Source organism: Plantibacter sp. M259 (assembly GCF_006065115.1).
Lineage (GTDB): Bacteria > Actinomycetota > Actinomycetes > Actinomycetales > Microbacteriaceae > Plantibacter > Plantibacter auratus.
Map to the genome: position 1 here is coordinate 3,226,734 of NZ_CP040750.1, position 22,080 is coordinate 3,248,813.

Sequence of the window (22,080 nt, forward strand, 5' to 3'; positions counted from 1 at the left end):
CGGGGCGGAGTGGCTTGGCGCGGGAACGTCGCCGCCGAGCACTAGGCTTACCGGGAACGTGCAATCGGGCAGGGAGGGCGTCGATGACCGATTTGATTGACACCACAGAGATGTATCTCCGCACCATTCTGGAGCTCGAGGAGGAGAACATCATCCCGCTTCGTGCGCGGATCTCCGAGCGCCTCGGGCACTCCGGACCGACGGTCTCGCAGACGGTCGGTCGGATGGAGCGCGACGGACTCGTCGTCGTGTCGGGCGACCGACACCTCGAGCTGACCGAACCGGGCCGACGGAAGGCTGTCCACGTCATGCGGAAGCACCGCTTGGCGGAGCGCCTCCTGAGTGACGTCATCGGCCTGGAATGGGAGTTCGTCCACGAGGAAGCTTGTCGCTGGGAGCACGTCATGAGCGAGCAGGTCGAGCGCAAGCTGCTCGACATGCTCAACCACCCCACCGAGTCGCCGTACGGCACCCCGATCCCCGGACTCGACGAGTTCGGCGACAGCCCTGCCGTCGCCTTCTCGCAGGGCGTCATCAACATCGTCGGCCTCGTCGAAGGACGCTCCGAGCCGGTCACGGCGACGGTCCGACGTCTCGGCGAACCGGCGCAGGTCGACCCCGAACTCCTCCTGCAGCTGAAGCAGGCCGGCGTCATGCCGGGTCGCTCGGGAACCTTCGCGGCAGCGGGCGGCTACGTGCTCGTCACCATCGACGGTGTCGAGGGCGGCCTCGAGCTGCCCAACGAGCTCGCGACGCACATCTTCGTGGAGACCCCTGCCGCGTGAGCATGAGACGCGTATGAGGATTCCCTCATGTGCCCGTTTTCCCGTGATCGAAACGTGACTTTCTGAGGGGTAACCCGTAGGCTGTCACTCGTCCTGAAGGCCATGATCTGGCCCCAGGAAGACGACCGAGGCACCCCCTAGCCCGTCCCTCGGCCACACGAACCGACATCAATCGTCGGATGGGGCTGTGCCATGCCGATCGCCACACCGCGATCGTCGTCGCTCATGCGGGGTGCCGGAGGAATCCACTTGACTGCAGCTGGCGAGAGCGGCCCCGACCAGGCCGAGACGACCCCGAACGTCCCCCTCACCCGGAAGCAGCTCCGAATCCAGGAGCAGGCCGCGAAGCAGGCGGAGGCGACCACCCCGTCCCAGTCGGCAACCGACGACGCGCTCGTCGCCGACGTCGCACCGGACGCACCCGTCGAGCACCCCGAGATCGTCCTCGACGATGCCGTGGTCGAGGAGGCCGACGCCGCCGTCACGACCGGTGAGGTCCGTCTGGACGAGCGGCCGCTGACGAAGCCCGCCGCGCCGGAGCCGACGGTCCCGCAGTCCTTCACCGTGACATCCGCCACCGACGCCTCGTTCGCGACCGTCGCCCCGCTCCGCACCGGTGCGGACCGCGTCGCCCGCAGTAAGGCCCCCATCAAGCCGACCGCGTCGACGGTCGCCGTACGCAAGCCGAAGCCGTCCGGAGCCCGACCCGGCTCCGTCCGTGGCGTCGCCACCATGGCCTTCCTCGTGCCGGCCCTGGTCGCCACCGTCGCCCTCCCCGCGTACGCGGCGAGCAGCAGCGCGCAGACCGAGTACGGGACCTCCGCCTCGGAGCAGCTGAAGACCTCAGGTGCCCAGAGCGTCGTCGCTTCCGACAAGGTCGCCGACGCCCCGATCTCGCGCGACCTCTACAGCGCGACGACGCCGGACGAGCTCGCCGAGCGCCAGCGGCAGCTCGACGCCGCTGCAGCGGCCAGCAACGCCACCTACTCGATCACCGTCGGCGCACGCCAGGCGGGCGACGACTACCCCTGGTTCGACCAGGCGACCGACGACGAGGGCGGCGGGCTCTCGCCACTGCGCTACTACTACCGTGAGTGCGTGGACTTCGTCGCCTGGCGACTCAACCGCGACGCGGGCACGCCGAGCGGGAACTGGGCCTTCACCTGGGGCAACGGCCTGCCGCCGAGCAGTGCTTATGGCTGGGCCGACTCGTGGCAGTACAACAAGGGGACGAACGCCATCGCCGGCTCCGTCGCCTGGTTCAACTACAACCACGTGGCCTACGTACAGTCGGTCAACGCCGACGGGACGGTCACCCTGGAGGAGTACAACTGGGGATCCGCGCGTCACAGCTACAACACGCGCACCATCGCCGCGAGTGCTGTGGCGCTCTACCTCTACCCGCCGGGCGTCGGCTGATCCGACCCGCTCGACCTGAATCGCGTCCCTCCATCGGAGGGACGCGATTCGTCGTCGATGCGCGGTGACCGTTCGCGACCAGGCGGTGTCCGTCGTCCGAAGCCGAGGTGGCGCGGAGGGGAATTCTCCTGCAACGTGCGGAAATCCGGTCGGTGTGGGTTAATCTGGTGCTCTGCAACTCGGAGAGGTTCAGGAGCTGATGCACGCTATACGTCGCCACGTGGTCGCGAATGGTCGCGGCCTCTACGTGCTGCGGCATTCCAGCCAAGCGTGCCGCGGCTCCGCCGTGGGTCAAGAGGGTGCTGTCGTCATGACAGTGCCCTTTTTTGTTCCCCGGAAACGACTCGATCCGGCGCGTCAGGGACGCTGCAGGTGGTGATCGTCGACCGGTCGCGGCAGCCGTCGTGGCCCTTCGGAAGGGAACGTGCATGCGCACACTGGTGTTGAACGCGGGCTACGAGCCGCTCGCGATCGTCTCGTTCAAGCGGGCCCTCGTGCTCGTGATGCATCACAAGGCGACCGTCGTCGAGATCGACTCCTCGCATCCCGTGGTGGCGACGAGTGGATCGTTCGATCGGCCGTCGGTCATCCTGCTCACCAGATACGTCCGGATCCCGAACGCCCGCCGGGTGCCCGTGACCCGCCGCGGGGTGCTGCGCCGTGACGGCCACCGCTGCGCCTACTGCGGGAAGGCGGCGACGACGATCGACCACGTGCAACCGCGCTCGCGCGGGGGTGTGGACAGCTGGGAGAACCTCGTGGCCTGCTGCCTGCGCTGCAACAACGTGAAGGGCGACCGCACGCCGATGGAGATGAACTGGAGCCTTCGGGTCTCACCGGGGACGCCGCACGGCTCGCAGTGGATGGTGCGGGGCGTCGAGCGCTCGGAGCCCGACTGGGAGCAGTACCTGGCGCCTGCCGCCTGAGCGACCGGCTAAACTCGACGGGTCAGCCTCTGTAGCTCAATGGAAGAGCAGTTCCGTCCTAAGGAAAGGGTTGGGGGTTCGAGTCCCTCCAGGGGCACTGCCGGAGGTTCGGCTGTCCGGGCGAGCATGGCTTCGCATGTCGGGTAGGGCTGCGAGCACGCCGTAGGCTCGAAGCATGACGCACGACCTCCACCGCCAACTCGAACGCGACGCCATCACCCTTCGTCAGCTGCGGTCGGCCGTGGTCGTCGCGGATGCTCGGACGCTCGGTGCCGCTGCGAACCTGCTCGGGGTCGCGCAGCCGAGTCTCGCGCAGCAGCTGCGGCGGCTTGAGGCCGCGCTCGGGGTCGAGCTGTTCAGCGTCCTGGGGGAGGAGTACCGCCCGACGCGTGAGGGGCAGCGTTTCCTGTTGAAGGTCCGCACCTTCATCGACGTCGTCGCCGACATGGATCCCGCGTCACCGGCTCGGCACATCAGGGTCGGCCGTCCGCCGACGACGTGGGACGCGGTCGTCTCCGAAGCCGGTCGCCGCATCGACGTCCCCGCGGTCGCCGTCGCGATCGAACCGGTCGAGCAGCTGCACCTCGTCACCACGGGTCGTCTCGACGCCACCATCGTGCGTCTCCCGATCGAGCTGCCGGCCGAGCTCGCCGCCGAGGAGATCGCTGCGCTGCCGCTCGGCGTCGTCATGCGCGCGGCGCACCCGCTGTCGGGGAAGGACGTCATCGAGTGGTCCGATCTCGCCGACCAGGAGCTGCTCCGTCCCGAGCCCGGCAAGGACCCGGCGTACTCGGCCTGGCTGGCCGGCGCGCTCGCCGCGCGCGGCTGGTACCCGCGCTCGCTGACCATCGATGCCGGGAACGACACCCTGTTCCTCGACGCCCTGCGCTTCGGTGAGCGACTCGTCGCCCTCCGTCCGGTGGCCGCGATGCGGGAGGGCGACGGCCTGTGCTGGCGGCCGTTCGCCGACGCACCTGAGCTCCGCGAGCGGTTCGCCCTGGTCACCCGACGCGAGTGAGTCCGCTCGGTCTCGATCGGTGATGACACCCTCGATGCGCCCTTTTGCGACCCGACCGGGATCTTCTCCCGATCAAGTCGGTCGACTTGTTCCGAATTTCTGCCGCGTTCGACACCGTCTTCTCAGCTCGGAGTGGGTACGCTTATCCCTGAATCGGGGGATGACAGAAGCAGGAAACGCACATGCCCGAACGACGACCACAGCAGCAACGAGGTCATGAACGACGCCAGACCGTCGTCGAAGGTGCCGCCCGCATGTTCGACCGGGTCGGCTACGGACAGGCGAGCCTGTCGGACATCGCCCGCGAGGCGGGGACGACGCAGGGTTCGCTCTACTTCTACTTCCCCTCGAAAGAGGAACTGGCGATCGCCGTCATCAACGAGCAGAGCACGCGCTCGATCGCCGCGCTGACCGCGCCGACCACCGCACCCTCGCCGTTCGGCGGGCTGGTCCAGGCCTCCCGCCTCATCACCGAGCAGCTGCTCACCGACCCCATCACGCGTGCCGGCCTGCGGCTGTCCCTCGAGCAGGGTGTCATCCAGGCGCCGACGACCGCGTTCCACGAGCAGTGGATCGCGAGCGTCGAGGAGCGGGTGCAGGCCTCGATCGAGCTCGGTGAATTGCAGTCTCCGCTCGAGCCGGCGGAACTGGCGAGGTCCTTCGTCGCGTTCTTCACCGGGACGCAGCTCATCTCGAACCTGCTGGCCGGCCGGACGGACCTCCTCAACGCGGTCGACACCATGTGGCGGATCCTCATCGCGGCGGTCATCGTCGCGGATCGCCAGGCCGAGGTGCTCGCCGTGCTCGACGCCGCCTTCGACGCGCAGGACGCCTGAGCGGTCGGGTGCACGTTAGGGGGTAGCCCTGACGCATGCGCCGTGAGGTCACCCTAAACTGAATCGGGTGATTAACTCACTTTGCTGATCGTCGTGCGACGACGGATGGATCACGGTGTGCGGGGGCATTCCGCGTTCCATCGGCGAAGAGTTGGTTCACGTGCCGGGCTGGGCGATGTCGTGGGGGGATCGCCCAGCCGACGGCGTGTGGACGTCTCAGCGGCCGATGGCTGGCGGCGCGTATCGATGCTCTGGACGCCCGGTGGTCCCATACCGCAGCTGCGTCGTCAGGAGACCTCGTGCTGCCAGCGCGGAGAGGTACCGTTGCGCCGTCGCGCGTGAGACGCCGACCAGCTCGGCCACCTCGGCGGCCGAGCGCTCGCCGTCCGCCTCCGTCACCGCTTCGAGGACGGCCGTCTCCGTCGCGGACCTCGACCGGGTCGTCGACCCGGCGTCGCCGGAGTGCAGGATGCGCAGGGCGCGCTCGATCGTCTCCTGGTCGGCGTTCACCGCCTCGCCGAGGACGTTCCGGAACCGGGCGTAGGCGGCGAGCCGGTCCTGGAGTACCTGTGGCGGGAACGGTTTCACCAGGTAGCCGAGGGCTCCCGCACGAAGCGCTCTGCGCACGGACGCACCGTCCGACGCTGCGGAGACGACGATGGTGTCGATCGGGAGGTCCACGAGGAGCTCGAGCCCGTTCCGATCGGGAAGGTAGCCGTCGAGGAGCACGAGGTCGGGTGGCTCGGCGGCGATGCTCCGTGCGGCCTCGGCTGCCGACCCGGCAGGATTGAGCGCGCGGAATCCGTCGACCTCGTCGACGATCCGGCAGTGCAGGCGGGCGACGTGGAAGTCGTCGTCGACGACCAGCACGGAGAGGTCGGCCGCCATCATCCGTCTCCCGCCATGGACGGCGCCGGCTCGACCGTCCCGGGGAGCCGCGCACAGAAGACCGCTCCGTGTTCGCCACGGACGCCGGGGGAGGCCAACCAGACGTCCCCGCCTCGACGACGGGCGATGTCGCGTGAGAGGGGCAGACCGAACCCGTGGCCGTGGACGTCGTCCGGGTCGCCGTGGACGATGGTCGGGGCAGCGGGTGGAGCGTCGTCCTGGCCGGTCGCCGCGACGCCGTCACCTGAGTCCATCACGGAGCAGTGCAGCTCGGTGCCGTGGTCGAGGACCTCGACCTCCACCCAGGCCGGTCGGGCCCGGCCCGCGACGGCCGCGTTCACCGCATTGTCGAGCAGGTTGCCGAGGACGGTGGTCACGTCCTCAGGATCGCACAGGGAGCCGGTGACGAGGGTCTCGGAGCCGATGGTGACCAGCACCCCGCGTTCCGCGGCTTCGACCCCCTTCGCGCCGAGGAAGGCCTGGAGGTAGGGCTCGGTGAGGCGGTCCGCGTGTTGAACGGGGTACTTCAGCGGTCCATGGTCGAGCACGTTGGCGAGATACTCGCGGGCCTCGGCGTCCTGCCCGGTCTCGAGGAGGCCGGAGATCGCGTGCAACCGGTTCGCGAACTCGTGCCGCTGCGCGCGGAGGGCGGTCGTCATCGTCGCGACCGCGTCGAGCCGACGGGTGAGCGCCTCGACGTCGGTGCGGTCGCGGACGACGACCACCCGCCCGAGGTCGACGCCGTCCCGGGACACGGGCCGGACGTCGACGAAGAGGACGCGGGACCCGACGACGAGCTGGGCCGAGGTCGGGGTCGCGGAGTCGTCCGCGACGAGGTCCACCAGTCGCTCGGGCAGGTCGAGGTCGTCGAACCGGCGCCCGACGACCGACCCGATGTCGAGGAGCCTGGCCGCCTGATCGGTGCACACCGTCACGACGCCGTCCGGCGAGACACCGAGGACGCCTTCGCCGACCCCGCCGAGGACCGCGGCCTGGTTCTGCACGAGCGCGGCGAGTTCCTCGGGTCCGAGGCCGAGGGTCAGCCGCCGCAGTCGCCGCCGGATGAGCATCGAGGCGATCAGGCCGATCGTCAGCGCGAGCAGCGCTGCGCCCGCGACCAGCATGGTCTCTCCCACGACGTCGGCGAACACGCGCTGTGGAGCGAACCCGACGCTGATCTCGCCGACGACCTCGCCGGCGCCGGACGAGACCACGGCCCCACCGGTGTCGGACGATTCGGCCGCGAAGACGGGCACCTTGGCGCGGGCGGACGGCCCGAGGGTGCCGGTCTCCCACGAGACCGACTCCGTCCCGGCCAGGGCCGCCTCCGCACTGGTGCTCACCCGGAGCCCGAGCTGGTCGGGATCGGGGTGCGCCAGACGGATACCGCGCTCGTCGGTGATGACCACGAAGAGCGCCCCGGTCCGTGTGCCGACCTCCTGGCCGAGTCCCTGCAGGGGACCGGTCCGGAGGTCGGCCGCCGTCGGCGTCCCCGGGGTACGTGCCTCGAGCGTCACGGCGGTCCGGACGTCGGGATCGCTCGCGACGCTCTGGGCGATCGCGAGGGCGGTGGACTGGGCTTCGTGCACGAGGCGCTCGCTGCTCATCCAGGCGAACACGCCCGTGCACACGGCGACGACCGCGATGACGACGACCAGCTGCAGCACGAGCACCTGCGCCGCGAAGCTGGAGCGACCGCCCCGTCGCCGACCTGGCAGCTCCGCTTCCTCGCCGATCATGGCTCCGATCGTACGTCGCCGGGGCGATGGGCGGCGTCGACCGCGTGATGAGCAGAATGCGCAGAAGGTGGTGTAACCCGCAGATCCGAGCCGAACGCCCACAAGCGAGACAGCTCCGTGCCACTCCCGTACGGTTCCGGGAACGCCCGCCGCGCTCGGTCCATCGCCCGTGTCGCCGCGTGGCGTCCCGTCGTGCACACCGCGGTGCACGCAGACGAAGGAGTCGACATGCTGGTCATTCTCGGATTCGCGATGATCCTCACCTTCATGGTGCTGATCATGACGAAGCGCCTCACCCCGATGGTGGCGCTCATCATCGTCCCCACGGTCTTCGGGCTGTTCGCCGGTGCCGGACTCGGGCTCGGCGACATGGTCATCGAGGCGATCGGCAGCCTCGCTCCGACCGCCGCCCTGTTGATGTTCGCGATCATGTACTTCGGGATCATGATCGACGTGGGGCTCTTCGACCCGCTCGTCCGGTTCATCGTCCGTGCGCTGGGCAACGACCCGGCGAAGATCGTCGTCGGTACGGCCCTCCTGGCGGGCGCGGTGTCACTCGACGGCGACGGGTCGACGACCTTCATCGTGACGACCGCCGCGATGCTGCCGATCTATCTGCGGCTCGGCATGAACCCGGTCGTCCTCACCTGCGTCGCCGGGCTCGCGAACGGCACGCTCAACATCGTCCCGTGGGGTGGGCCGACCGTCCGCGCCGCCTCGGCCCTGGGCGTCTCGCCCACCGAGATCTTCGTCCCGATGCTGCCGTCGCTCGCCGCCGGCCTCGTCCTCGTGTTCGCCTTCGCCTGGTTCCTCGGGCTGGGGGAGCGCAAGCGCCTCGCGGGCGTCGACCTCCTCGGCGACGGTGCCTCCGGCGTCGCCGCACCGGGTTCGGGTTCCGGGCCCGCGGACCACCCGCTCACCGGCGGCATGTCGACGACCTTCTCGACCAGTGCCCGTGGGCGCCTCGCGACCCTCGTCCGCCCCGACGACACGGCCATGGCCGACACGATGCTCGACCCCGAGCGCGACACCCTGCGCCCGCGACTCATCTGGGTCAACCTCGTGCTCACGGTCGCGGTCATGACGCTGCTCGTGCTCGACCTCGTGCCGTTGCCCTACGTGTTCATGGTCGGAACCGCCATCGCCCTCCTGGTGAACTTCCCGCGGCTCGCGCAGCAGTCCAAGGAGATCGTCGCCCACGCCCCGAGCATCGTCGGCGTCGTCTCGATGGTGCTCGCGGCCGGTGTGCTCATCGGCGTCCTCAACGGGACCGGCATGGTCACCGCCATGGCCGACTGGATCGTCGACATCATCCCGACGGAGCTCGGTCCGTTCCTCGCGGTCATCACCGGGGTGCTCAGCATCCCGATGACGTTCTTCATGAGCAACGACGCGTTCTACTTCGGCATCCTGCCGGTGCTGGCCGAGAGCGCCTCGACCTTCGGCATCGAACCGGTCGAGATGGCGCGTGCGTCGATCACCGGTCAGCCGGTCCACCTGCAGAGCCCGCTCGTGCCGGCCATCCTCCTGCTCGTCTCGCTCGCCAGCGTGAACCTCGGCGACCACCACAAGAAGGTCCTGTGGCGCGCCGCGATCGTCTCGCTCGTGATGCTCGTCGTCGGCGTGCTCGTCGGCACCATCCCGTTCGGCTGACACCGGCGGGCGCCGAGGCTCAACGCGTGGTCGTCCAGTCGAGGTTGACGATGTCGCCGATGTAGATGTCGAGTCCGAGGCCGGGGATCGACGGGTTCATGCGGAGCAGCTGCTGCTGCGGCAGGTCGAAGCGCTGCGCGATGTCGAAGAACACGTCGCCGGCGACCACCGTGTAGGTGAGCGGGTTGCCATCGGCATCCGTGACGACCGGGCCGAGCGCGCCGTCCCGCGGCCCGAGGTCGAACGCGGGGCCCTCCGGAAGGGGTTCCGCCGGTTCCGCCGGCGCGTTCGGCACGATCGGCGCCGGTTCAGGCGGCAAGGCGTCGCGCGCGGTCGAGGTGGGGACCGGAGCGACCGAGGGTGACGGGTCGGGCTGCTGGGTGACGACGACCGTCACCGGAGGCGGGGCCGGCTCCGAGACGCAGCCGCTCAGGGCGAGGAGACCGACGACGCCGATCGCGAGGTTCCGGGCGTGCGACAGCGCACGACGACGTCCGGTCGATTCCTTCGGCCCCACAACGCATCCCCCAGGATGGACCGGGCCCTCAGCGCGGTCGGCGGGGCTCGGTCGAACCCTCAGCCTACGGCGAGGCGCCGCGAGCCCGAGCAGGGCTAGCCCCGAAATCCCGAGCGCCAGAGGCCCTCCAGTAGGCTGCTGGAACGCGCATCGAAGGAGAGCCATGACGGAGCACGACATCGACCAGACCGGAACGGGAACCCCAGCGGCAGGCCCGTCCACCGGCTTGCGATGGGGCATCCTCGGCCCCGCCGGCGTCGCGAAGAGCTTCACCGCCGACCTCCGACGGCACGGCTTCGACGTCCGCGCCGTCGCCTCGCGGTCCGCCGAGACCGCTGCCGCGTTCGCCGCCGAGTTCGACATCCCGAACGTCCACGTGGGGTACGAGGCGCTCGCCGCCGACCCCGAGGTCGACGTGATCTACATCGCGACCCCGCACCCGTTCCACGCCGAGCAGGCGGTGCTGGCGCTCGACGCCGGGAAGCACGTCCTCATCGAGAAGCCGTTCACCCTCAACGCCGCCGAGGCGCAGGCGGTCGTGGCGCTCGCCGCGGAGCGCGGCCTGGTCGTCCTCGAGGCGATGTGGACCCGGTTCCTCCCGCACATGGTCCGGCTCCGCGAGTTGCTCGCCGACGGTGTCATCGGACAGCCGCGCAGCCTCGTCGCCGATCACACCCAGCTGCTCTCGGACGACCCGGAGCACCGCATGAACAACCTCGAGCTGGGCGGCGGCGCACTGCTCGACCTCGGCGTGTACCCGGTCTCCTTCGCGTCGTCCGTCTTCGGGACCCCGACGACGATCCAGGCCACGGCCGCGCTCCGCGACACGGGGGCGGACATGCAGGTCGCGACCCTCTTCGGCTACGCGGACGGCCAGGTGGCGAACACCCTGTCGGCGAGCAACACCGTCGGCCCGAACCGCGCGGCCATCGTGGGGACCGACGGCTGGATCGAGTTCGACCGCGTCTGGTACACGGCGACGACCTTCCAGGTGTTCGGCACCGACGGCGAGGTCGTGGAGACCTACCGCTCCGAAGTGGACGGCCGTGGGATGCACTTCCAGGCGTGGGAACTCGAACGGCTCGCCTCCGAGGGCCGGCTCTCCGGCGACATCATGCCGCTCGCCGAGACGGTCGCGATCATGGAGACCCTCGACGAGGTCAGGCGCCAGATCGGCGTCCGGTACCCGGGCGAGTGACCCGAGGCACCTGAACACGCGGGTCGAGACCGCTCCGCCGGGCCCGAGCGCCCTCGTGCAACTCGATGGCGTCGCTGTAGTGCCCGATCAGGGCGCTGCTGACGCTCTTCCAGCTGCGCGGCAGGACGCCTGCCCGAGCTGCGGCACCGAACGCCGCCCGCTTCACCTCGTCACCCACGAGGTCCTGGACGAACCCGCGCAGCTGTTCGAGCCTGCCGGGTTCGTAGAGCCACCCGGTGCGGCTGGAGTCGACGAGGTCCACCGGTCCACCTCGACCGGTCGCGACGACGGGTACGCCAGAGGCCATCGCCTCCTGGATGGTCTGGCAGAAGGTCTCCGACTCGCCGGGGTGGACGAACACGTCCAGTCCCGCCATCGCGACCGCCAGCTCATCGCCGCCGAGGAATCCGGTGAAGACCGCGTTCGGGAGTCGCTGTTCGAGCGAGGCGCGCAGCGGCCCCTCGCCGACGATGACGAGCTTGACGCCCGGGAGCCCACCGAGCACCGCGAGGTCCTCGACCTGCTTCTCGGCCGCGAGTCGACCGACGTAGCCCACGATCCGTTCGCCGCCGGGAGCGACGGACCGACGCCAGGCCTCGCTGCGCCGCTCCGGGGAGAACCGGACGGCGTCGACGCCGCGCACCCACAGGCGGACCCGCGGGATGGCGTGCGCCTCCAGCTGCGCGATCGACTGCCGTGACGGCGCGAGCGTGAGCGTCGACCGGCCGTGCAGGCGCTCGACGTGCTGCCACAGCAACGCTTCGGCGACCGGGAACCCGTACCGTCCGGCGTAGGCAGGGATGTCGGTCTGGTACACGGCGACGGTCGGGACGCCCAGGCGCTCGGCGGCCTGGACACCGCGCCAGCCGAGGACGAACGGCGAGGCCAGGTGCACCACGTCGGGACGGAAGCCGCGGAGGAGCTCCGTGATCCGGCCGACCCCGCCGGCGGCGACCCGCACGTTCCGGTAGCGGGGGAGCGGGATCGACGGCACGCCGTCCACCCGGAAGCCCTCGTGGAGCCGCGGCGTCGAGGCTCCTGCGCCGGGGGCGATGACGAGCACCTCGTCCCCTCGGTCCGCGAAGTGCTCCATGATGCGGAGCAGGGAGTGGGTGACGCCGTTCATCTGCGGCAGGAACGACTCGGTCACGATTGCGATCCTCACACCCCTGATGCTCCGCGTCGTACGGGTCGCAGCGGTGCCCGGCGGGCGACGTGTCGGTGACCATCGGGTGACATCGCGGTGCCGCACGATAAGGCGCAGCCTGCTTTACTTATCCCATGAGTGCTGGTGGATTCGGAAGCGGCGGCGGGATCGCGTCGGAGCGGATCGAATCCTTCTCATACACTCCGGCGCGGCGGCTGCGGCCGAACGCGAAGGTCCTGCCGGAACACGCCCGTGGTCATAACCGGGCACTCGTCCTCCAGACCCTCTTCGCCAGCGGTGCCATGAGTCGGGCCGACATCGCCCGCGCCACCGGCCTGACCCGGGTGAGCATCTCCGACCTCGTCGCCTCCCTCATCGCGGACAACCTCATCGTCGAGGTCGGCCTCCGCGAGACCTCTCGCCCGGGCAAGCCCGCCACGCTCATCGACATCAACCGCGACGAGTTCCAGATCGTCGGCCTCGACCTCTCCGACACCGAGGTGTTCAGAGGTGCTGTGCTGACCCTCGACGGCGAGGTCGTGACGATGCTCGAGGTGCCGCTCGACGGCGCCACGGGGACGGACGCGATCGCGAAGGCCGTCGCGCTCGCCGCAGACCTCGTCGAGGAGGCGACGGTCGAGGTGCTGGGCATCGGGGTCGGTTCGCCCGGCGTCGTGGACATGACCGGCACGGTCCGCAGCGCCCCGAACCTCGGCTGGACCGACGTCGACCTCCAGGGGGCGATCGAGCAGGTCGCCCAGGTGCCGGTCCTCGTCGCGAACGACGCCAATGCCGCGGTGCTCGCGGAGTACAGCTTCGGCGGGGCGGACGGCGACCTCATGCTCGTGAGCGTCGGGAACGGCGTGGGGGCGGGGCTGCTCGTGGGCGGCCATCCGCTCTTCGGGAGCCGGTTCGCCGCCGGTGAGATCGGCCACGTGGTCGTCGGCACCGACGGCGGGCCGCTGTGCGCCTGCGGGAAGCGGGGGTGTCTCGAGGCCTGGCTGGCCGTACCGCACCTGCGTGAGCTCCTCGCGGCGGCCGAGGCGAGCGATCTTCCCGCCGCGGAGGTCGAGCAGCGTCGTGAGGAGATCCTGCGCGCCGCGGGGGAGCGCCTCGGTGTCTCGCTCGCCGCGATCGTCGGTGCGCTGAACCTGTCGGAGATCGTCGTGAGCGGCCCGGAGGAACTGCTCGCCGGCGTGCTCCTCGATGCGGCGATCGAGACCGTGCGGGCGCGCACGATGACCGAGTTCCACGGCGGCGTGCAGATCCGGATGAGCGAGCAGGGCGCCGACATCGTCCTGCGCGGCACCGCGGTGATGGTGCTCTCCGGCCTCCTCGGCGTCTCCTGACCTTCGGACGACGCGCGCGTCGCACATTTCCTCGGCGGACTCGGCGAAAAACCGCACCGCTTCCCGGTGTTTCCACTACCGGGCACGTATGGTGCAAGTGTGTGGCGGCTAGAGAAGAGACGGGATGACGGCGACGTGACGTCCGGAGTCGAACGGGAATCAGCGGAGGCGCAACTCCGCGAAGGTCCCGTGGCGGCATCGGCAGGCGTGGTCGACACGGCGCTGCACGCCTGGCGCCAGCAGCTCAGCACGGTCGGCGGCCCCTCGCCGCTGCTCCACTTCGTGGACGCCCCGACGACCCGGGTGGAGCTCAGCTCGACGCATCCCGGTGGTCTGCCGCAGTTCATCTCGGGCAAGTCGACGCTGCTGTCGAACCTCATCCGCGACGAGATCGCGCTCCGCGGTGCGAAGCGCGCCGCCGACCGCATCACGACGAAGGGCATCGAGCTCTCCACCGTCCGCGGCATCGACGCCGTCCACCTCGCCGTCGGCCTCGCCCAGTGGACGCATCAGGGTGAGGACTTCAGTGCACCGGTCCTGCTCCGGCCGCTGGCCATCCGCCGGTACGGTCGCGACTACGAGGTCAAGCTGCGCGGCGCCACGACCGCGAACCCGGAACTCGTCCGCGCCCTCCGCGAGCAGTTCGGCATCGTCCTCGATCCCGACGAGTTCGTCGCGCTGAGCGAATCGGGCGGGGTCTTCAAGCCGCAGCCCGTCATCGACCGCCTCCGCTCGCTCGCCGCCGGGCTCGAGTGGTTCACCGTCCAGCCGCGTCTGCTCGTCTCCTCGTTCGCCGCCGTCGGTCACTCCCTGCTCGACGACGCCGCCAAGCTCGACCACCCGATCCTCGACGCCGTCGCCGGCGACGAGGGTGCGGTCGGCCTCGTCCGCAGCAGCTTCACGCCCGTCGACGCGCCGGGCCAGGACGACCGCCCGCCGTCGACCGACACCCTGCTGCTCGACGCGGACGTCGAGCAGGAGAACGTCATCGCGCAGATCGGTGCCGGCAACTCGCTCGTCGTCACGACCCTTCCGGGCACGGGCGGCACGCAGACCATCGTGAACGCGATCGGCGTGCTCGCGTCGCAGCACAAGCGCGTCCTCGTCGTCAGCCCCCGCCGCTCCACGCTCGAGGGCATCCGCCACCGCCTGACCAAGGTCGGTCTGCCCGGTCTGTGCGCGTCGCCGTCGACCCTCCGCCGCGACCTCATCCAGGCGATCACGCGCAACGAGCGCGCGATCCCGCCGCAGGTCGGCGAGGTCGACGACGCGCTCGTCCGGCTGCGTCGGGTCCTCATCGATTACCGCACCTCGCTGCAGGCGAAGGACCCCGATCTGCGGGTCTCGGTCATCGACGCTCTCGAAGCGCTCTCGAAGCTCTCCAAGCTGCCGCACCCTCCGGGAACCCTGGTCCGACTCGACCGCCAGACGCTCGTCGGGCTCGCAGCGGGCCGCTCCCGCGCGGCGGAGGCGCTCGAAGGCGCGGCCGCCCTCGGTGAATTCCGCTACGGACCGGGCGACTCGCCCTGGTACGGCGCGTCGTTCGACACGACCGCGGAAGCCCAGGAGACCCACGACCTCGCCAAGCGCCTGCACCGCAAGGACCTGCCGCAGTTGCTGGAGCGTGCGTACGGCCTCATCGGGCAGACGCAGATGCGGCCGTTCGAGTCCATCGACGAGCTGGGCATCTACCTGCGACTCCTCGCGGACATCCGTGAGACGCTCGACCGCTTCCAGCCGGACGTCTTCGACCGGTCGCTCGCCGACCTCATCGTCGCCACGAGCCCGCGGAAGGACTCCGCCGCGATGTCGTCGGCGAGCCGCCGACGACTCAAGGCCCTGGCCAAGGAGTACCTGCGGCCCGGCGCACACGTGCCCGACATGAACGCCGCCCTCCGCCGCATCCAGCAGCAGCGAACCCTGTGGCAGCGCTATGTGACGACCGGCGCGCCGCCCGAGGTGCCGCTCGGCATCGCGGACGTCGAGCAGGCGTACCAGACGGTCGCCGCGAAGCTCGAGCTGGTCGATCAGCCGCTCGGCATCGCCGACACCCCGGACCGCCTCGGACGCCTCGCGATCCCGAGCCTCGTCCGCACGATCTCCGAGCTAGCCGCTGAGTCCGAGGTCCTCCACAACCTCCAGGAGCGCACCGCGATCCTCGCCGGCCTGCGCGAGCAGGGTCTCGGCGAGCTCATCGTCGACCTGTCCCAGCGGCACGTGCCGCGGACGCGTCTTGCCGACGAGCTCGAACTCGCCTGGTGGCAGTCGATGCTCGAACTCGTGCTCACCGAGGACCGCGGCCTGCTCGGCGCGAACACGAGCGTCGTCGAGCGTCTGGAGTCCGACTTCCGGCTGGTGGACGAGGCGCACGCCTCCGCCTCCGGGCAGCTCCTCGCCTCGCTGCTGGCCGACACCTGGAAGATCGGTCTCGTCGACCACGCGACGGAAGGCATGGCGCTCCGTTCGCTCCTCAAGCGCGATCGACCGCTCCGGGCGGCCGAGCTCGAGCAGGCGGCTCCCACGCTGTCGCGTGTCCTCGCGCCGGTCTGGCTCGTCTCACCGTACGAGGTGCCGCGCATCCCCGAGAGCGCGTCCTTCGACGCCGTCTTCCTCGTCGACGCAGGGGCGACGCTCCTCGCCGAGAACGTGGACGCCATCCGTCGCGCGCGTCAGGTCGTCGCGTTCGGCGACCCCGTCACACAGAGTCCGTCCCCGTTCGAGATCCGTCTGACGGATCAGGAGGCGAACCCCGAGCAGCATGCCGACATCGCCGAGCTGCACCGGGAGTCCGCGCTCGAACAACTGAGCTCCGTGCTGCCGACCCTCATGCTGACGCGCTCCTACCGCGCCGGAGGCGAGGACCTCGCAGAACTCGTCAACGAGCGGTTCTACGGTGGCCAGATCGACTCCCTGCCGTGGGCGGGTTCGTTCCTCGGCCACGGCAGCCTGAGCCTCGACTACGTCCCCGGCGGGCTCGGCATGCCCGACCCGGTCACCGGAGCGGTGGAGAGTGTCGACGTCGAGGTCGATCGGGTCGTGGAACTCGTGCTCGAGCACGCGTCGAACCGTCCAAAGGAATCCCTGATGGTCGTGACCGCGAGTGACAAGCATGCGGTCCGGGTCCAGCAGGCGGTCCTCGCAGCGTTCTCCCGTCGTGCCGACCTCTCCGACTTCCTCCTCCGCGAGCGGGCGGAACCGTTCACCGTCCTGACGCTCGAGCAGTCCGTGGCCGAGAGCCGCGACCGCGTCATCTTCTCGATCGGGTACGGCCTGACGCCGCACGGACGGGTCCTGTCCGACTTCGGCGCGCTGGGTCAGCCCGGCGGCGACCGGCTGCTCGCGGTCGGCATGACGCGTGCACGGCGGTCCATGGTGATCGTCTCCTGCGTCCGTCCTGAAGACCTCGATCAGAACCGGATCCAGCACGGCATCCTCGCCCTGGCGCGCATCCTCACGGACACGTCGCGCCGCGCCTCCGAGGATCAAGCGACGCACGAGGCCGAGCCGATGCTCGTCGACCTCGCGACGCGCCTCGAGACGCTCGGCATGCGGGTCGACATGGGCTATCGCGGCAAGCTCGCCCTGGTCGCCTCGTGGGGTGGCCGAGCGGTCGTCGTCGAGTGCGACGAGGAACTGGGCGACGCGAGCCTCCGGGAGTCGCTGCGGCTCCGGCCCGACGTCCTGCGCCGCCTCGGCTGGCACTACGTCCGTGTCCACAGCTTCGACCTCTTCGCCGACGCCGAGGCGGTCGCGCAGCGTGTGGCCGGTGTGCTCGGGCTCAACACGACCGAGCACCTCGACACCGCGCCGATCGCCGTGCAGGTGCCACGCCACTGATGGTCGGACACTGATCATGCACGACGATCAGGAGCCACGGATCGTCCGTCCCCGAGGATCGAGGCGGGCGATCCGCCCCGGTGCTCCCGGGACGGATCCCGCACCGCAGCTGCCCGCCGGTCCGGTCAAGGCGGCGGAGGACACCGACGCCGCCTGGGGTGGCACCACCAAACCCGCTGGCGGCGGTGGCAACGACGACGAGCTGCAACGCAACGTCCCGCCCCACTGGTGAGCGGGACGGGACGTCGGTGCTGCTGGACGGGCCGGACTAGCGGCCGTCGGTCGTGTCGTCGCGTGCGGGCGGCAGCGGAGCGCTCGTGCCCGTCTTCAGCACGTCGCGGATCTCGGTGAGGAGCGAAAGCTCGCTTGGAGCTGCGGCCTCGTCGGCGATCGTCGGCTTCGTGGTGACGCGCTTGAAGTGGTTCATCGGCAGCACGATGACGAAGTAGACCACGGCGGCGACCAACAGGAACTGGATGGTCGCGCCGATGAACGCGCCGAAGTGGATGACGGCAGGGTCGCCGTCGACCGTCGGGATGGAGACGTTGAACGCGTCGTTCAGGCTCTCCGCGCGGAAGAGCGCCCCGAGCAGCGGGTTGAAGATGTTCTCGACGAGCGAGTTGACGATGGCGGTGAACGCGGCCCCGATCACGACGGCCACGGCCAGGTCGATCACGTTGCCGCGGAGGATGAACTCCTTGAAGCCTTTGAGCATGGGGTCTCCCTGAGGATCGGGGATGGGCAGGACCCTGGCTACGCTACCGGCTCAGGACGCGGTGCTCCCGGCGGAGGCCGGTGTGGCGCTGGAGCCCGAGCTGGAGCTGGAGGAGCCGCTCGAGGACGAGGATCCGCTCTTGGCGTCCGAGGAGGACGAGCTCGACGACCCCTCCGAGGACTTCGAGGAGGCCGGGATCGAGCTCGAGCCCTTGCCGGCACCGGCGCGGGAGTCCGTGCGGTAGAAGCCGGAGCCGTTGAACGTGACACCCACCGCACTGAAGAGCTTGCGCAGCTTGCCGGAGCACGCCGGGCACTCGGTGAGGGAGTCGTCGGTGAAGGACTGCTGGACGTCGAAGGCGTTGCCGCACTCGGTGCAGCGGTAGGCGTAGGTGGGCACGGGGTCTCCTGGGATGTGGTGGGTCGGCGCGCTCAGCGGCGCGGTCTGACCTGGTCGAAGTCGAGGATGCGGCTCGGGGTCACGGCACCGCCGACGGGTTCGTCGTGGATCTCGCTCGGGACCTCGTCGAGGATCTCGGTGTCGTACAGCACGGCGTAGACGGGAGGGCAGCGCTCCATCGAGCCGAGCGTCTTGTCGAAGTACCCGCGACCCCAGCCCATGCGCATGCCGCGGGCGTCGACGGCGGCCGCGGGGACGAGGATGAGGTCGACGTCGTTGATGGCGATGGGGCCAAGGGTGGTGCCCACGACCTCGGGGGTGCCAGCGAAGCCCACCGTCTCGATGCCCTCTTCGCCGATCGTCCAGTCGAGGAGCCCGTCGGTGCGGGTGATGGGGAACAGGATGCGGATGCCCGCCTCCTGCGCCCACTGGAGGAAGGGACGGGTGTCGGGCTCGCTCGGGGAGGAGAGGTAGCAGGCGATGGAGCTCGCGCCGAAGCGGGAGACGAGGGCGCGGAGGTTGTCCGTCAGGCCGGTGGTCGACCGCTCCTTCTCCAGGGAGGTGAGCAGCTCGCGACGCTCACGGAGCTCGGCGCGCAGCGCTCGTTTCTCGTGTTCGGCGGGGCTCGTCATGCGACCCATTCTAAGCGGCTCGTCGTCGCGCCAGGCTCGTTGCCCGACGTCTTACCGGACATCCGCCGCCTCGTCCAGGGGTTCAGGGGATTTCACCCTCGATCGAGGGGGTATTCGGCGACTTCACCGGCTCCACACGATAGGTTTTCCCTCATGACCACTCGTGTTACCAAAGCAGTCATCCCCGCAGCAGGTCTCGGCACCCGGTTCCTTCCGGCGACGAAGGCCCTGCCGAAGGAGATGCTCCCCGTCGTCGACAAGCCGGCCATCCAGTACGTCGTCGAGGAGGCCGTCAGCGCCGGGCTCGCCGATGTGCTCATGATCATCGGCCGCAACAAGAACGCCCTCGCCAACCACTTCGACCGCGTGACCGAGCTCGAGCTCAACCTCGCGAAGAAGGGCGACACCCAGCGCCTCGAGAAGGTCAACGAGTCGAGTGAGCTCGCCGACATCCACTTCCTGCGCCAGGGAGACCCGAAGGGCCTCGGCCACGCCGTCCTGCGGGCCAAGCGCCACGTCGGCCACGAGCCCTTCGCCGTGCTCCTCGGCGACGACCTGATCGACGCCCGCGACGTCCTCCTCGAGCGCATGCTCGACGAGCAGGACAAGCGGAACGCGACGATCATCGCCCTCATGGAGGTCGACCCCGACTCGATCCACATGTACGGTGCAGCAGCCGTCGAGGCCACCGACGACCCCGACGTCGTGCGAGTGACCGGCCTCGTCGAGAAGCCTGCGAAGGAGGACGCCCCGTCCAACCTCGCCATCATCGGCCGCTACGTGCTGAAGCCCGAGGTGTTCGAGATCCTCGAGCGCACCGAGCCGGGCAAGGGTGGCGAGATCCAGCTGACCGACGCGCTCCAGGAGATGGCCGCCGACGTCGAGGGTACGGGCGGCGTCTACGGCGTCATCTTCCGCGGCCGTCGCTACGACACGGGCGACCGCCTCGACTACATCAAGGCGATCGTGCAGCTCGCGGTCGACCGCGAGGACCTCGGTCCCGAGCTGCGTCCGTGGCTCAAGGGCTTCGCCGGGAACCTGGACTGAGTCCACCCGACGACACACGACGCGCCCCGGGACCGCAGCAGCGGATCTCGGGGCGCGGTCGTGTCGGTGCATCCGTGAGCGCTCCACTAGGCTCACCACAGAACGCGAGAGGGGTGGCACGGTGGCGCAGGTCGTACCCGTTCTGAGCAGTGGGCGAGTGAGCATCCGGCCCATCAAGGTCCGTGACGCGAGGCCGCTCGAGCGCGAGCTCGCGGAGAACCGAGCCTGGTTGCGCCGCTGGGAGGCGACGAGCCCCTACGGCCCGGTCCCGGCCGACAGCCGTGCGGCGATCCGGTCGTTGCAGAACCACGCACGCTCGGGTGCCGGTCTCCCGTTCGTCATCGAGGTCGACGGTGAGTTCGCCGGCCAGCTCAACGTCTCCGGCATCACCTACGGTTCGCTGGCCTCGGCGTCGATCGGTTACTGGGTGTCCCAGCGGTTCGCGGGGCTCGGCGCCACGCCGATTGCGACCGCCCTCGCGACCGACCACTGCTTCACGGCCCTGCAGCTCCACCGGCTGGAGATCTGCATCAGGCCCGAGAACGCTCCGAGCCTGCGGGTCGTCGAGAAACTCGGGTTTCGGTATGAGGGACTGCGACGCCGCTTCATCCACATCGACGGCGACTGGCGCGACCACTTCTGTTTCGGCCTCGTCCGCGAAGAAGTCCCGGGCGGCGTCCTGAACCGGTGGTTGGACGGACAGGTCCCGAAGGACGCGTGCGTGATCCCCGAGTCCGACCGTCTCGCGGCCGCGTCGCCGTTCCCCACCCGCTGACCCGGTAGCCGTTTTCCCCCTCCATCCGGGGACACACCCACCTGTTGATCGGTCTCAGGTCGTCGACCCGCTACGGTCAGGGACATGGACGGCGGATTCCTGAGCGGTGGGGTGATCATTCTGGTCGCAGCGATGCTGTGGCTGGTGTACCTGGTGCCGTCGTGGGTGCGCGACAGTCAGTTCTCCGCCAGCGAGCGGAACGCGATCCGGCTGCAGCAGACGCTCCGTGTGCTCGCCGAGACGGCTGAGGTCCCGGAGGCCGTCCGGCTCGAGGCGACGTCGCGTGAGGTCGCCGCGCAGCGCAAGCTCCTCAAACAGCTCGAGGCCAGGACGAAGGCGACGGCCGAGGCCGCGGCCCGCGTCGAACTCGCCGAAGCCGACCGGATCCGCCGCGAGGAGGAGGCCAGGGCAGTGCAGGCCGAAGCCGCCGCCCGTGCCGCGGAGGACGCTCGTCGTGCCGCCGCTGCCGCAGCCCGTGCCGTCCAGCGCAACGCCCGAGCGGCGAAGCTCGCGCGGAGCCGGCGTCGCTCCAGGTTGCTCGCGACCACCGTGTTGGTCGCCTCCATCATCGGCTTCTGCTCCGGCGTGACCGCGTTCCTCGCGGGCGGCGGTCTCGTCCTCGGTATCACGTCCACGGTCGTCGGGTTGCTCGCGCTCTCTGCGCTCTCTCGGATGTCGCGTATCGCCCACCGCGCCGTCGCGCCGGTACCGGCGGTCGCGGTCACGACCAGGCGCGTCGAGTCGGCGCTCTTCGAGTACAACGAGCCCGTCAAGGCGGCCTCGCAGGCGCAGACCTGGACGCCGACATCCATCCCGAAGCCGCTCCACCTCTCCGAGGGTTCCTCGGCTGCCGCCGAGCTGGCCAAGGCCGATGCCTACGACCGCCTGCGCCAGGCGGCCATGCAGGAGGCCATCGCCTCTCGCGCCGAGCGTCTCGCACCGGTCGTACCGACGATCGTCCGTCGTCCGGAGCCCGTCGCCGCTCCGAAGCCCGAGCGCGTCGAACCGCAGCAGGCCCCGAGCCGTTTCGCCTCGATGGGTGTCATCGACGAGGGCGAGATCGCCGCCGGCGGCTCCACTCTGTTGCAGCGTCGGCGCGCCGCGGGCTGAGTCCCGACCGCGCCCGTCCGGTCGTTCATGAACCGGTCACCGGCGACGGATAGACTCGTCGAGGGGGTTCGTCGCTCGGTTCTCGTCGAC

20 protein-coding genes and 1 tRNA gene are annotated in these 22,080 nt (G+C 70.0%); 14 read left to right on the forward strand and 7 right to left on the reverse strand.

The window, feature by feature from the left end:
- The first annotated feature begins 83 nt into the window (after window positions 1–83).
- The 6 genes from FGL15_RS15130 to FGL15_RS15155 all read left to right on the forward strand — a co-directional run bounded on the left by FGL15_RS15130 (window position 84) and on the right by FGL15_RS15155 (window position 4,984).
- Window positions 84–785 (forward strand): metal-dependent transcriptional regulator, encoded by a 702-nt coding sequence (locus FGL15_RS15130; RefSeq protein WP_079705381.1) that lies wholly within the window; start codon window positions 84–86, stop codon window positions 783–785.
- Between the two features lie 249 nt (window positions 786–1,034).
- A complete protein-coding gene (locus tag FGL15_RS15135; RefSeq protein ID WP_138946592.1) occupies window positions 1,035–2,204 on the forward strand; it encodes a CHAP domain-containing protein in 1,170 nt (389 codons plus the stop codon).
- A 428-nt stretch (window positions 2,205–2,632) separates the two neighbouring features.
- Window positions 2,633–3,130 (forward strand): HNH endonuclease, encoded by a 498-nt coding sequence (locus FGL15_RS15140; RefSeq protein ID WP_079001921.1) that lies wholly within the window; start codon window positions 2,633–2,635, stop codon window positions 3,128–3,130.
- 25 nt (window positions 3,131–3,155) lie between these two features.
- Window positions 3,156–3,227: transfer RNA gene (locus tag FGL15_RS15145), tRNA-Arg, on the forward strand.
- 78 nt (window positions 3,228–3,305) lie between these two features.
- A complete protein-coding gene (locus FGL15_RS15150) occupies window positions 3,306–4,148 on the forward strand; it encodes a LysR family transcriptional regulator (RefSeq protein ID WP_138946593.1) in 843 nt (280 codons plus the stop codon).
- Window positions 4,149–4,330: 182 nt separating this feature from the next.
- Entirely contained in the window at window positions 4,331–4,984 is a 654-nt protein-coding gene (locus tag FGL15_RS15155; protein WP_079705384.1) for a ScbR family autoregulator-binding transcription factor, read from the forward strand.
- A gap of 216 nt (window positions 4,985–5,200) precedes the next feature.
- Here FGL15_RS15155 and FGL15_RS15160 read toward each other — a convergent pair whose 3' ends face one another.
- Window positions 5,201–5,872 (reverse strand): response regulator, encoded by a 672-nt coding sequence (locus FGL15_RS15160; RefSeq protein WP_138946594.1) that lies wholly within the window; start codon window positions 5,870–5,872, stop codon window positions 5,201–5,203.
- Complete coding sequence (locus FGL15_RS15165) at window positions 5,872–7,611, reverse strand: ATP-binding protein (protein WP_138946595.1); 1,740 nt, start codon at window positions 7,609–7,611, stop codon at window positions 5,872–5,874. The genes FGL15_RS15160 and FGL15_RS15165 overlap by 1 nt, the downstream gene beginning before the upstream one ends.
- Window positions 7,612–7,839: 228 nt before the next feature.
- Here FGL15_RS15165 and FGL15_RS15170 point away from each other — a divergent pair, with 228 nt between their 5' ends.
- A complete protein-coding gene (locus FGL15_RS15170) occupies window positions 7,840–9,264 on the forward strand; it encodes a CitMHS family transporter (protein ID WP_124768902.1) in 1,425 nt (474 codons plus the stop codon).
- Window positions 9,265–9,283: 19 nt separating this feature from the next.
- Here the strand turns inward: FGL15_RS15170 and FGL15_RS15175 are convergent, their stop codons facing one another.
- Window positions 9,284–9,781, reverse strand: coding sequence for a LysM peptidoglycan-binding domain-containing protein (locus tag FGL15_RS15175; protein ID WP_168223414.1), 498 nt, complete (start codon window positions 9,779–9,781; stop codon window positions 9,284–9,286).
- A 163-nt stretch (window positions 9,782–9,944) separates the two neighbouring features.
- Here FGL15_RS15175 and FGL15_RS15180 point away from each other — a divergent pair, with 163 nt between their 5' ends.
- Complete coding sequence (locus FGL15_RS15180; protein ID WP_138946597.1) at window positions 9,945–10,979, forward strand: Gfo/Idh/MocA family protein; 1,035 nt, start codon at window positions 9,945–9,947, stop codon at window positions 10,977–10,979.
- On the opposite strand, the gene FGL15_RS15185 is transcribed toward FGL15_RS15180, so the two are convergent.
- Entirely contained in the window at window positions 10,942–12,144 is a 1,203-nt protein-coding gene (locus tag FGL15_RS15185; RefSeq protein WP_138946598.1) for a glycosyltransferase family 1 protein, read from the reverse strand. The two genes, FGL15_RS15180 and FGL15_RS15185, sit on opposite strands and share 38 nt — an antisense overlap.
- 116 nt (window positions 12,145–12,260) lie before the next feature.
- Here FGL15_RS15185 and FGL15_RS15190 point away from each other — a divergent pair, with 116 nt between their 5' ends.
- From FGL15_RS15190 to FGL15_RS15200, 3 genes are all read left to right on the forward strand, one after another.
- A complete protein-coding gene (locus FGL15_RS15190; protein ID WP_124768906.1) occupies window positions 12,261–13,475 on the forward strand; it encodes an ROK family transcriptional regulator in 1,215 nt (404 codons plus the stop codon).
- Window positions 13,476–13,610: 135 nt separating this feature from the next.
- The gene (locus FGL15_RS15195) at window positions 13,611–17,312 is read left to right on the forward strand and encodes an AAA family ATPase (protein WP_240773562.1); all 3,702 of its coding nucleotides are present in this window, start codon (window positions 13,611–13,613) and stop codon (window positions 17,310–17,312) included.
- A gap of 16 nt (window positions 17,313–17,328) precedes the next feature.
- Complete coding sequence (locus tag FGL15_RS15200; protein WP_138946602.1) at window positions 17,329–17,544, forward strand: hypothetical protein; 216 nt, start codon at window positions 17,329–17,331, stop codon at window positions 17,542–17,544.
- A 36-nt stretch (window positions 17,545–17,580) separates the two neighbouring features.
- Here FGL15_RS15200 and mscL read toward each other — a convergent pair whose 3' ends face one another.
- The 3 genes from mscL to FGL15_RS15215 are packed head-to-tail and all read right to left on the reverse strand — an operon-like array spanning window position 17,581 to window position 19,058.
- Window positions 17,581–18,027, reverse strand: coding sequence for a large conductance mechanosensitive channel protein MscL (mscL, locus tag FGL15_RS15205; protein WP_124768909.1), 447 nt, complete (start codon window positions 18,025–18,027; stop codon window positions 17,581–17,583).
- A 51-nt stretch (window positions 18,028–18,078) separates the two neighbouring features.
- Window positions 18,079–18,426 carry an FmdB family zinc ribbon protein gene (locus FGL15_RS15210; protein WP_138946603.1) on the reverse strand — a complete coding sequence of 116 codons (348 nt, stop codon included), beginning with the start codon at window positions 18,424–18,426 and terminating at the stop codon, window positions 18,079–18,081.
- A gap of 32 nt (window positions 18,427–18,458) precedes the next feature.
- The gene (locus FGL15_RS15215; protein WP_138946604.1) at window positions 18,459–19,058 is read right to left on the reverse strand and encodes a 5-formyltetrahydrofolate cyclo-ligase; all 600 of its coding nucleotides are present in this window, start codon (window positions 19,056–19,058) and stop codon (window positions 18,459–18,461) included.
- Window positions 19,059–19,211: 153 nt separating this feature from the next.
- On the opposite strand from FGL15_RS15215, the gene galU reads away from it, so the two are divergent.
- The 3 genes from galU (at window position 19,212) to FGL15_RS15230 (ending at window position 21,990) form a co-directional block, all read left to right on the forward strand.
- Entirely contained in the window at window positions 19,212–20,105 is an 894-nt protein-coding gene (galU, locus tag FGL15_RS15220) for a UTP--glucose-1-phosphate uridylyltransferase GalU (protein ID WP_124768911.1), read from the forward strand.
- A gap of 121 nt (window positions 20,106–20,226) precedes the next feature.
- A complete protein-coding gene (locus tag FGL15_RS15225) occupies window positions 20,227–20,880 on the forward strand; it encodes a GNAT family N-acetyltransferase (protein WP_138946605.1) in 654 nt (217 codons plus the stop codon).
- An 84-nt stretch (window positions 20,881–20,964) separates the two neighbouring features.
- The gene (locus FGL15_RS15230) at window positions 20,965–21,990 is read left to right on the forward strand and encodes a hypothetical protein (protein WP_138946606.1); all 1,026 of its coding nucleotides are present in this window, start codon (window positions 20,965–20,967) and stop codon (window positions 21,988–21,990) included.
- Window positions 21,991–22,080: the final 90 nt, after the last annotated feature.